This window comes from Dactylosporangium sp. NPDC050688 (genome assembly GCF_040654515.1).
Lineage (GTDB): Bacteria > Actinomycetota > Actinomycetes > Mycobacteriales > Micromonosporaceae > Dactylosporangium.
Genome location: NZ_JBFAIC010000072.1, coordinates 1 through 11,703, shown reverse-complemented (window position 1 = coordinate 11,703; position 11,703 = coordinate 1). Strand labels below are relative to the sequence as shown.

Here is an 11,703-nt window from a genome sequence, read left to right as displayed (position 1 = left end):
GGCCGCGCCCGGCGGTGCCGCCGCCGGGCCGCGACCGGAGCCACACGTCCACGACGGGAACGGACCGGGAGGATGCCCAGGCCCCAAGCCCATGCACGGCCAAGGACGAGACCCACACGTCGAACGATGGGAGTGACAGTGAGCACGGACGAGCGCACGTACCTCGTGGTACGCAACCACGAGGACCAGTACTCGATCTGGCCCGCCGGGCAGGACGTCCCGGCCGGCTGGGCCGCGGAAGGCTTCGACGGCCCGAAAGACGCCTGCCTGGCGCACATCGCCGAGGTGTGGACCGACCTGCGGCCGCTGAGCCTGCGCCGGGCCGCCGTCGTCGAAGGGGGTGTGCACGTTGGCTGAGATGGTGTACACGCCGCCGACAATGACGGACCCGACCGAAGAGCCGCTTGCGGTGATCGGCATGAGCTGCCGGTTCGCCCCCGACCTCGACACCCCCGGCCAGCTGTGGGAGTTCCTGCGCGCCGGCCGCAGCGCGGTGGGCGAGATGCCCGCCCGGCGCTGGGACCCGTACGAGGCCGACCCGAAGACCCGCGCGATCCTGCGCCAGACGACCCGCAAGGGCTCGTTCATGCGCGACATCGAGGGCTTCGACGCGGAGTTCTTCCAGATCACGCCGCGCGAGGCCGAGTACATCGACCCGCAGCAGCGCATCATGCTGGAGATGGCCTGGGAGGCGCTCTGCGACGCCGGGCTGCCGCCGACCTCGCTCGCCGGCACCGACGCCGGCGTCTACGTGGCGGCCAACACCAACGACTACGGCCGCCGCCTCCTGGAGGACCTGGACCGCACCGGCGCCTGGGCGGTCAACGGCACCACGTTCTACGGCATCGCCAACCGCATCTCGTACTTCCTGGACACGCACGGCCCGAGCATGGCGGTCGACACCGCCTGCGCCGGCTCCCTGACCGCGCTGCACGTGGCGTGCCAGAGCCTGCGCAGCGGCGAGACCAGCGTGGCGATCGTCGGCGGCATCAACATCATGTCCTCGCCGGCGCTCGTGGTGGCCCTCGACGCGGCCTCGGCGACGTCGCCGGACGGGCGCAGCAAGGCGTTCGACAAGGCCGCCGACGGCTACGGCCGCGGTGAGGGCGGCGGCGTCGTCATCCTCAAGCGCCTCTCCGACGCGGTCCGCGACGACGACCCGGTCTACGGCCTGGTCATGGGCAGCGGCGTGTTCCAGGACGGCCGCTCCGACGGGATGATGGCGCCGAACAGCGAGGCGCAGCAGCGCATGCTGGAGGAGACCTACCAGCGGGCCGGCATCGATCCGAACACGGTGCAGTACGTCGAGGCGCACGGCACCGGCACCCAGCTCGGCGACACCGCCGAGGCGCGGGCCATCGGCAGCGTCTTCGGCCCCGGCCGCGACAGCGACGACCCGCTGCTCATCGGCACGCTCAAGCCGAACGTGGGCCACGTCGAGGCCGCCTCCGGCATCGCCGGCGTCATCAAGGTGCTGCTCGGCATGCGCCACGGCGAGCTGCCGCCGAGCCCGCACGAGGAGGTCAACCCCGAGCTGGGCCTGGAGTCCAGCAAGATCCGCCTGGTCGAGGAGCCGACGCCGTGGTCCGGCGGCGAGCACGGCAAGCGGGCCGGCGTCTCCAGCTACGGTGTCGGCGGCTCGATCGCCCACGCCATCCTGCAGGAGCCGCCCGTCCTGCAGCACGAGGCCGACGGTCGCCACGGCACCGCGGCGGACACCGCGCGCCCCTGGGTGTTCCCGGTGTCGGCCGCCGCGGGCCAGGGCGTGCGCGACCTCGCCGGCGCGGTCGCGGAGTGGGTGCGCGAGCACCCCGACACCGACCTCAACTCCCTGGCGCACACGCTGACCGGGCGCCGCTCGCACCTGGCGCACCGCGCCGCCGTGGTCGCCGGCAACCGCGACGAGCTGCTCGCCGGCCTCGACGCGCTGGCCGGCGGGGACCACTCAGCGGCCGTCGCGATGGGCGCCGCGCGCACGTTCGGCGACACCGGTGCCCCCGGGCCCGTCTGGGTGTTCTCCGGGCACGGCGCGCAGTGGTCCGGCATGGGCCAGGAGCTGCTGCGCACCGAGCCGGCGTTCGCCCGGGTCATCGACGAGCTGGGCCCGGTCTTCGCCGAGGAGCTGGGCTGGACCCCGCGCGAGGCGATCGACGCCGGCGGCCCGTGGACGGTGACCCGCACCCAGGCGATGACCTTCGCGATGCAGGTCGCGCTCGCCGAGGTGTGGTCGGAGCTGGGCCTGAGCCCCGGTGCCGTGATCGGCCACTCGGTCGGCGAGATCGCCGCCTCGGTGGTGGCCGGCAGCCTGGACCGGGTCGACGCGGCCAGGTTCGCCTGCCGCCGGGCCCGGGCCCTGGAGCAGGTGGCCGGGCGCGGCGCGATGGCGATGGTGCCGATGACCTTCGAGGAGGTCGAACGGCGGCTGGCCGGCCGGGCGGGGGTCGTGGCCGGGATCGCGGCCAGCCCGCTGTCCACGGTGATCTCCGGCGACGTCGACGCGGTCGAGGCCGTGGTCGCCGAGCTCGAGACCGAGGGCATCCGGGCCCGCAAGGTCAACACCGATGTCGCGTTCCACAGCCCGCACGTGCGCGGGGCGGTCCTCGACGAGGTCCGGGCGGCGGCGGACCAGCTCCACGCCCGCACCCCGCAGGTGACGCTGTACAGTACCGCGCAGACCGACCCGCGCTCCGGCGCGCCCCGCGAGGGTGAGTACTGGGCGACGAACCTGGCCGAGCCGGTGCGCTTCAACCAGGCCGTCCGGGCCGCGCTGGACGACGGCAACCGGGTGTTCCTGGAGGTCTCCTCGCACCCGGTGGTGGCGCACTCGATCACCGAGACCGCGCTGGACGCCGGGATCGCCGACGCCCAGGTCGCCATCACCCTGCGCCGGGACGAGCCGGAGCAGCGCACGGCCGTGTTCAACCTGGCGAAGCTGCACTGCCTGGGCACGCCGGTGAGCTGGTCGTACCCGGGCGAGCTGGTGGACGTGCCGGCGGTGCGCTGGCAGCACCGGCCGTTCTGGATCTTCCCGGACACGCCGGACGAGCACAGCGCGGGCCGCGGCCACGACCCGGAGACGCACACGCTGATCGGCGGCTACACCACCGTCGCCAGCGCGCCTGTGCAGCGGGTGTGGCAGACCGAGCTGGACATGACGAACCGCCCCTACGCCCAGTCGCACAAGGTGGTCGGGGTCGAGACGGTGCCCGCCTCGGTGGTGCTCAACTCGTTCATCGGTGCGGCCGCCGCGGCCGGCGAGGGCGACGTACGGTACGGGCTGCGCGACATCGTGTTCCGCATCCCGCTCGCCGCGCACCCGACCCGCGTGGTGCAGGTCGTCATGGAGCAGGACAAGGTCCGCCTCGCCAGCCGGATCAAGCGCGAGGACAACGGCGGCGGCGTCCACGACGACGAGTGGCTGACCCACACCACCGCGACGGTGGTGCCGGAGCCGGTCGTCGGGGCCACCCCGATGGAGGACCCGGACGTCATCCGGGCCCGCTGCCCGGTGTCCTGGACCTGGACGAAGGTCGACGACATCTTCCGCGCGATGGGCGTGGACGGCTACACCTTCCCCTGGGAGGTGGAGGAGCTGCTGCGCGGCGACGACGAGCAGATCGCGACGGTCACCGTGGACCACACGCCGAAGCGGCACCCGTCCAGCTGGACGGCGGTCGTCGACGCCGCGCTGACCGCCAGCGGCGTGCTGGTGATGAGCGAGGACTCCACGGTGCTGCGCACCTGCTCGCACCTGGAGTCGCTGGCCTACCGTGGCGCGCCGCCGCCGCGCATCTCCGTGCACACCACGCGCGACCCCCGTACCCCCGACACCATCAACATGGTCGTGGCCGACGAGCGTGGCGAGGTCGTGTGCGAGGCGCGCGGGCTGCGCTACGTGAAGGTGCAGGACATCGGCTCCGGCGCGGTCGGCCCGCGCGACCTGGTGCACGAGCTGGCCTGGGAGCGGGTCACCGTCCGCCCCGACGCACCCGCGCCGCGCCGGGCCCTGCTGGTCGGGCAGCCCGGCGGTGCCGCCGGGCTGGTCGAGGCGCTCGCCGCGCAGGGCGTGGAGACCCGGGCGACGGCCGACCCGGCCGCGATCGGCGACGGCCTGCTGGCCGCCGGTGACGTGGTGATCGTGGCGCCGCCGGCGCTGCTGGACGGCGAGGCGCCCGAGCAGGGGGCCCGGCGGTGCGCGCTCGCGCTCGTCGACGCCGTGCAGCGCATCGCGGAGATCCCCGACGAGCAGCGCCGGCCCACCGTGTGGGCGCTGACCACGGGGGTCCGCGAGGGCCGGACCGAGGCCGCGCTGGCGCACGCCCCGCTGTGGGGCGCCGGCCGGATCGTCGCCGGGGAGCGCCCCGACCTGTGGGGCGGCACGATCGATGTCGGCGGCGACGGTGAACTGGCCGAGGTGGCCGGCGTCATCGGTGCCCTTCCGCCGAACGAGGACGTGCTGTCCTGGACGCCGGACGGGCTGTTCGCGGCCCGGCTGCAGCGGGTCGAGCGGCCCGCCGAGCGGGAGACGGTGGACTGCCGCCCCGACGGCACCTACCTGGTCACCGGTGGCCTGGGCGCGCTCGGTCTGGAGGCCGCGCGCTACCTGGTCGAGCAGGGTGCCCGGCGCCTGGTGCTGGTCGGCCGGCGGGGCCTGCCGCCGCGCTCGGAGTGGGGCCAGGTCAGCGACCCGGCGGTGGCGGCACAGGTGGCCGAGGTGGTCGCCCTCGAGGCGGCGGGTGCCACGGTACGGGTGCTGCGGCTGGACATCGCGGACGCCGAGGCGACGGCGAAGGCCCTCGACCCGGGCGCGCTGGACCTGCCGCCGGTGCGCGGCATCGTGCACTGCGCCGGCGTGGTGTCCGACGCGCTGGTGGAGAAGACCGGCGCGGCGAACCTCGACACCACCATGGGGCCGAAGGCCGACGGTGCGATGGTCCTGCACCGGCTGTACCCGGCCGGGACGCTGGACTTCTTCACGATGTTCTCCTCGTGCGGCCAGCTGGCCCGGCTCACCGGCCAGGTCAGCTACGCCTCGGCGAACTCGTTCCTGGACGCGCTCGCCGCGCTGCGGCGGGCTCAGGGCGAGGCCGGCGCGACGAGCTTCGCGTGGGCGCAGTGGATCGGCCGCGGCATGGGCGAGACCACGGGCAAGGCGACGATCCTGGAGGCCGAGTCCCGCGGCCTGGGCGGCATCACCGTCTCCGAGGCGCTGCGCAGCTGGAGCTACGCGGACCGGTACGGCCTGCCGTACGCCGCGGTGATGCGGGTGATGCCGGGCCACACGCTGCCGGTGTTCTCGCACCTGTCGGTCACCGACGCCGGCGCGCAGAGCGCCGTGGACGGTGCGGTGGACTGGTCCGCCGTGCCGGCGGGCGAGCTGCAGGAGAAGGTCCTGGCCGAGACGCACCAGCAGGTGGCTGCGGAGCTGAACCTGGCGCCGGAGGACATCGCGATCGACCGGCCGCTGCTGGAGCTCGGCGTCGACTCGGTGCTCACCGTGGCGCTGCGGGTGCGGCTGCACCGCTGCTTCGCGGTGGACCTGCCGCCGACGATCCTGTGGAGCAACCCGACGGTCCGCGCGCTCGCCGCGTTCCTCGCCACCGAGCTCGGCGGCGCGGAGGAGGAGGCCGCAGCGCCGGCACCCGCCGACGGCACGCCGGGTGACGACGGCACGCCGGTCGACGGTGCGCCGGCGACGGACGGCGGGGCCGGCCTGACCCGGCACGTACCGCAGGTCCGGCTGGAAACCCCGGTGGCCGCCGGATGAGACCGGACCGGGGCGGAGATGATCTCGCCGCCCCGGTCCACCCGGGCCCGGGACGGTGCGACCCACCCGTCCCGGGCTCGTTGTGTCCTCAACACTCTGCACATACTTCGCGCTGGCCAGAGGGACACCTTGACCTGCTGAAACATGGCGGACATGGGTGATTCCGCACCGATCCGGCGGAAGAGTCAACAGGACACGGTGCAGGGTTCACGCTATGATGCTCGTAATGACTGTGGGGTCTGTACGGCACGGCCTGCAGGTTCCTGCCCCGAGTGCGCGTGAGAGGCCACCGGCCCGCAAGGCACTCGTTCACGTTGACCCATCGAGGGGAAGCCACTGATGGACAACTCCGAAGACCTCCGCGCCGACGACGTCGCGCAGCACGGTTGGGCACACGGCCGCCTGCCGCTGCCGACCGAAGGACGTGACTGGCAACGGTTCGCGTCGGCGTGGGACGACCTGGTCCCGGACGCCTACCTCGGCCCCGCGCGGTGCCGCCGCAACCGGCGGTACGGCAGGGTCCTGGCGCACCGCGACGGCACGCTGGAGCCGCTCGTCGGCACCGAGTTCTTCCAGAGCAAGCAGATCAACCGGGCGTTCGGCGACCAGCTGCGCGTCTTCGAGCCGCTGACCGACGAGGCCCTGGCCAGCACGCGGTTCACCGAGATCCTGCGCGAGTCCGTCGCGCTGGTCAACGAGGCCGCGGGCAAGCGCGACTGGGAGCTCGGCATCCACTTCATCCGGGTGATCGCCGACGCCGACGAGGCGTCCGAGCCCGCACCCGAGGGCCGGCACAGCGACGGGCACGAGTACGTGGCGATCCACCTGATCGACCGGCACCACTGCGTTGGGGGTGAGAGCCAGGTCTTCCGGCGCGGCGAGGAGCGGGCGCGGCACCGCGTCACCATGACCGAGCCGCTGGAGGCCCTGGTCCTGTCCGACACGACGATGGAGCACGCCGTCAGCGAGATCCGCACCGAGGGCGCGTGCGACTGCGGCTGGCGCGACACCATGATCGTCGACTTCAACACGGTGTCCGACCTCACCGAGGTGCCCGGGCGCACCCACAGCTCGCTGCAGTGATTGGAGGGCTCCATGAGCCAGGTTTCAGACCGTCCGGTGCTCGTCTCCGGCGCGTACGACCGTCTCGTGCAGCGGCTGCCCGGCACGACGGCACCCCCGGACTTCTGCCTGATCGGCATCGACGACCTGCTCAACAACCGCGCCACGACCGGCACCGCCGACCTGGACTCCGGCCGCCTCAACGCGTGGGGCAACTCGTTCCCGTCGCGGGAGCTGCCCGGGCCCGGCGCGGTCGTCGAGATCGCCGGCATCCCGTTCGTGTGGCCGAACGCCAACCCCGACGGGGACAACGTCCGCTCCGAGGGGCAGGTCATCGACGTCCCGCCGGGCCGCTACGACTGGATCTACCTGCTCGCCGCGTCCGAGCGGCGCAGCGAGGACACGCTGTGGGTGCACTACGACGACGGGCGCGCCGACCCGCTGCGGCTCGGGGTCTCGGACTTCCTCGACGGCACGCCGGCCTTCGGTGAGCTGCCCGCGTTCCGCACCGCGCGGATGCACTACCCGCACCACGTTCAGGAGAACCTGCCCACCACCATGTGGCTGGCCCGGGTCGGGCTGCCCCGGCGCGGGCGCGCCCGGGCGCTGCGGCTGCCGCGCCTGGTGGCCCTGCACGTCTTCGCCATCACCCTGGTGACCGGCAGCGACGTGCGGCTCGCGGACGGCGCGGCGGCATGACGAGCACCGCGACCCCCGTCCAGCTGTGGACCCGCGACCTCGGCAGCTGCCTGCACGGCACCCTCGCCACCGTGCTGCTGCACGACGGCCACGACCCGGTGACCGTGCTCGGCGCGCCGTGGGAGTTCCGCCGCCGCCCGGGCGCGTGGACCACCGAGGAGTACTACTTCCACGCCGAGCCGGACTCCCTCGCCGGACGGCTCGCGCTGTTCCACCCGTTCGAGTCGACGTGGCACCGCAGCGGCGGCGACGCCGGCGGCGGGACGGGCGACGGCCTGGACGAGCTGCGGGAGGCCCTCGCCGCGGGCGTGCTGCCGATCGCCGCGGTGGACAACTTCCACCTGCCGTTCCGGCCCGCCTTCCACGACGTGCACGCCGCGCACCTGCTGGTGGTGTACCGCATCACCGGCACCGACGTGTACGTCTCCGACGCGCAGCCGCCGGCGTTCCAGGGGCCGATCCCGATCGCGGACTTCCTCAACAGCTGGGGCTCGGCGAACCCCGCCGACGACGCCGACGTGTTCTTCAGCTCCAGCCCGAGCGACCGGCGCTGGCTGCACGCCCGCATGTCCGGTGCGGTGCCGGAGACCGGCCTCGGCTGGCTCGCCGGCGTGATCCGCGACAACGTCGAGCGCTACCGGCGGCCGTCCCCGCCCGGCACCCAGACCGGGGTGGACGGGCTGCGCGGGTACCTCGCCGAGCTGTGCGCGCTGGAGCCCGGCTCCGCCGCGGCCGGCGAGGCGCTCAGCGAGCTGTACGTGATCAGCTGGAACATCCAGGCCCAGGCCGGGCTGCACGCGGAGTTCCTGCGGGCGCAGGGCCTGCGGTGGCGCATCCCCGAGCTCGCCGAGGCCGCGGCGCGCGTCGACGCCGTCGCGCACGGCTGGACCGGGGTGCGGATGACCGGCGCGCACTCACGCGTGTGGCAGCGGCACCGGTTCGACGAGCTGCGCGCGCACGGCGCCGAGCTCGTCCGCCGCCTCGAGGTCGCGCTCGAGCAGCTCGACCTCGCCGCGGACGCCGTGGGCCGGCAGACCGAGGAGGAGCATCGTGGACACCACTGACCTGCCGATCGCCGTGGTCGCCTCCCGGGTCCGCCGGGAGGAGCGACTGATCCTGCAGACCTTGCACCGCCGTGGGCTGCGCTTCGAGCACGTCGACCCGCGCCGGCTGACGGTGCTGCTGGCCGACGGCCGCCCGCCGTACCGGGCGGCGCTCATGCGCGAGGTCAGCCACAGCCGGGCCAGCTCGGTCGCCTCGACCCTCGCCGCGCTCGGGGTGCCGACGCTGAACCGGCCCGAGGTGCTGGACACGTGCGGCGACAAGCTGCGCACGGCGCTGGCGTTCCACCGGGAGGGGCTGCCGATCCCGCAGGCGGCCGTCGCGTGGGGTACCCCCGCCGCCCTGGACGCCATGCCCAAGCTGGGCTACCCCGTGGTGGTGAAGCCGGTGACCGGCTCGTGGGGGCACCTGACGGCGCGGGTGCACGACGAGGAGCAGGGCCGCACTGTGCTGGAGCACCGCGCCGCCCTGCCCAACCCGCAGCAGCACGTGTTCTACCTGCAGGAGCACATCGACAAGCCCGGCCGCGACATCAAGTCCTACGTCGCCGGCGGCGAGGTGGTCTGCGCGATCTACAAGAACGCGGTCGACGACTGGCGCACCAACACCGCCATCGGCGGCGCGCCGACCCCGTGCCCGATCACCGCCGAGCTCAACGACCTCGCGGTCGCCGCGGCGCGGGCGGTCGGCGGGGGCTTCCTCGGCGTCGACATCCTCATCGACCAGCAGGAGCGGATGTTCGCCAACGAGGTCAACCACACCCCCGAGTTCCACGGCGCGATCGACGCGACCGGCGTGGACTTGGCAGGCTGCATCGTCGACTGGCTGCTCGCCGCCCTGGAAGAGCTGGAGCGCTGATGGGACCGGCACTGCTCGCCCTGTGGAGCGCGCCGCGCTCCAGGTCCACGGTGTTCTTCAGGATGATGCTGGAGCGCGACGACCTGCTGCCGCTGCACGAGCCGTTCTGCAACATCGCCAATGACGGCCGGACCGAGGTCGGCGACCGGACGGTGACGTCCAGCGACGCTCTGGTCGACGTGCTGCTCGAGCTCGCCGGGCGGCGCACGGTGTTCTTCAAGGACACCACCGACTGCGAGTACGACACCGTGTTCGACCGCCAGGACTTCCTCAAGCGCGGGCGGCACACGTTCCTGCTGCGGCACCCGCGGGAGATCATCCCGTCGTACGCGGCGATCAAGCCGGACATGGCGCTGCGCGAGGTCGGCGTCGAGTACCTGTGGCGCATCCACCAGGCGGTGCTGGACGCCGGCGGCGAGCCGGTGGTGGTCGACTCCGACGACTTCGTCGACCAGCCGGAGCGGACCGCGCGTGCGTACTGTGCGGCGGTCGGGCTGCCGTTCCGCGACGACATACTGCACTGGCAACCGGGGGAGCGGTCCGAGTGGCGCCAGTCAGCGCGCTGGCACACCGACGTCAGCAACAGCTCGACGGTACAGCGTCAAGAGCGCGCCTACGACCGCACGATCGAGACGGATCCCTTGCTGCGTAAGTACTACGATCACCACCTGCCGTTCTACGAGCGGTTGTGGGATCGACGGATCCAGATCTGATCCGGCGCGCAGCGGTTGCCGCCGGTAGGGCCCGAGGCTACTGTAGCCTTATTCGACACTCGACATATACGACATGCACAGGCGATATCGAGAGGCATGGTCGATGATTATCTCAACGCCGCCGTTCTGTCCGGTGCAGTTCGACGACCCGGATCTGCTCCGGTCCGCCTTCCACGCCACGACCGACATGCACGCGCTGTGGGCGCACCTGCGTGACGTGGCTCCGGTGTACAAGGCGGATCCGGGCGGCGGGCGGGAACAGTTCTGGGTGGTGACCCGGCACGCCGACGTGAGCCGTGTGCTGCGCAGCCACACGGAGTTCTCCTCCCGGCGCGGCACGATCCTCAGCGTGCTCGACCTGAACACGCCGGACATCGCCACCGACGACATGCTCGCCGACACCGATCCGCCGCGGCACCGGGAGCTGCGCGAGCCGCTCAACCCCGCGTTCGCCCCGTCACTGGTTTCCACGCACGACGAGATGATCCGCGGGCTGGCGCGCGACGCGATCCAGCGGGCACTGGACGCCGGCGTCTACGACATCGCCCACGACACGATGATGTTCGCGATGTCGATCACCGGCACGCTCATGGGGCTGCCCCCGGAGTCCTGGGAGCGGCTGATGCACGTGGTGATGATGACGATCGCCTACGAGGACCCGACCTATGCCGCCGGCAACGCGATGGCCACCGTCCGCCAGGCGCGGCACCAGATGTTCGAGGCGTTCAAGGAGCAGTTCGCGCTGCGGTCCCGCGACGACGAGCACCCCGACGCGATCGGCGTCATGCGGCAGATGGACCTCTCCGAGGGGCCGATGACGGAGCAGCAGGCCATGGTCAACGGCTACGTGCTGCTCATCGGCGCCAACGTGACCACGCCGCACACCCTGTGCACCCTGTTCACGCAGATGGCCGAGCACCCCGACCAGTTCGAGCGGCTCCGGCACCATCGCGAGGACCTGCAGATCGCCCTCGCCGAGGTGCTGCGCTGGGCGTCGCCGGTCACCGCGCTGATGCGGTACGCCATCCAGGACGTGGAACTGCAGGGCCAGACGATCCGGGCCGGCGAGCCGGTCAGCGCCTGGCTCGGCTCGGCGAACCGCGACGAGCGTGTCTTCGACGATCCCTACACCTTCGACCTGACCCGCCGGCCGAACCGGCACGTCGCCTTCGGTGTCGGCCCGCACTACTGCATTGGCGCCGGCATGGCGAAGGTGACCCTGCAGATCTTCATGGAGGAGCTGCTGGACATGGTGGAGACCGTCGAGATCGCCGGCGAGGTGCAGCACGTCGCGTCGCACTTCGTGCCCGGGTACAAGAGCCTCCCGGTGCGCTTCACGCCGCGCAAGACGGTGGCGGCGGCGTGAGCGGGCCGGAGCGTAGCGGAGGAGCCGCGAACCATGGGTGCAGTTTTGGCTCAGGCCGGCGCCGGAGCGTAGCGGAGGTGACGGCGTGAGCGGGCCGGAGCGTAGCGGAGGAGCCGCGAACCATGGGTGCAGTTTTGGCTCAGGCCGGCGCCGGAGCGTAGCGGAGGTGACGGCGT

8 protein-coding genes are annotated in these 11,703 nt (G+C 72.8%); all 8 read left to right on the top strand.

Annotated features, from left to right (window positions below; translation table 11 throughout):
• Window positions 1-132 precede the first annotated feature (132 nt).
• The 8 genes from AB0H83_RS42795 (at window position 133) to AB0H83_RS42760 (ending at window position 11,527) form a co-directional block, all read left to right on the top strand.
• Window positions 133-357 (top strand): MbtH family NRPS accessory protein, encoded by a 225-nt coding sequence (locus tag AB0H83_RS42795; RefSeq protein ID WP_360106593.1) that lies wholly within the window; start codon window positions 133-135, stop codon window positions 355-357.
• A gap of 22 nt (window positions 358-379) precedes the next feature.
• Window positions 380-5,767, top strand: a complete 5,388-nt coding sequence (locus AB0H83_RS42790; RefSeq protein WP_360106495.1) for a type I polyketide synthase — start codon at window positions 380-382, stop codon at window positions 5,765-5,767.
• A 339-nt stretch (window positions 5,768-6,106) separates the two neighbouring features.
• Window positions 6,107-6,850, top strand: a complete 744-nt coding sequence (locus AB0H83_RS42785) for a 2OG-Fe dioxygenase family protein (protein WP_360106492.1) — start codon at window positions 6,107-6,109, stop codon at window positions 6,848-6,850.
• A 12-nt stretch (window positions 6,851-6,862) separates the two neighbouring features.
• On the top strand, window positions 6,863-7,528 hold the full coding sequence (locus AB0H83_RS42780; RefSeq protein WP_360106489.1) for a hypothetical protein: 666 nt from the start codon (window positions 6,863-6,865) through the stop codon (window positions 7,526-7,528).
• Window positions 7,525-8,592: a BtrH N-terminal domain-containing protein gene (locus AB0H83_RS42775; RefSeq protein ID WP_360106486.1), complete on the top strand. Its 1,068-nt coding sequence runs from the start codon at window positions 7,525-7,527 to the stop codon at window positions 8,590-8,592. The genes AB0H83_RS42780 and AB0H83_RS42775 overlap by 4 nt, the downstream gene beginning before the upstream one ends.
• Window positions 8,579-9,448 carry a lysine biosynthesis protein LysX gene (lysX, locus tag AB0H83_RS42770; RefSeq protein WP_360106483.1) on the top strand — a complete coding sequence of 290 codons (870 nt, stop codon included), beginning with the start codon at window positions 8,579-8,581 and terminating at the stop codon, window positions 9,446-9,448. Before AB0H83_RS42775 ends, lysX begins: the two co-directional genes overlap by 14 nt.
• Window positions 9,448-10,161: a hypothetical protein gene (locus tag AB0H83_RS42765; protein ID WP_360106480.1), complete on the top strand. Its 714-nt coding sequence runs from the start codon at window positions 9,448-9,450 to the stop codon at window positions 10,159-10,161. The genes lysX and AB0H83_RS42765 overlap by 1 nt, the downstream gene beginning before the upstream one ends.
• A 103-nt stretch (window positions 10,162-10,264) precedes the next feature.
• A complete protein-coding gene (locus AB0H83_RS42760; RefSeq protein WP_360106477.1) occupies window positions 10,265-11,527 on the top strand; it encodes a cytochrome P450 in 1,263 nt (420 codons plus the stop codon).
• Window positions 11,528-11,703 lie beyond the last annotated feature (176 nt).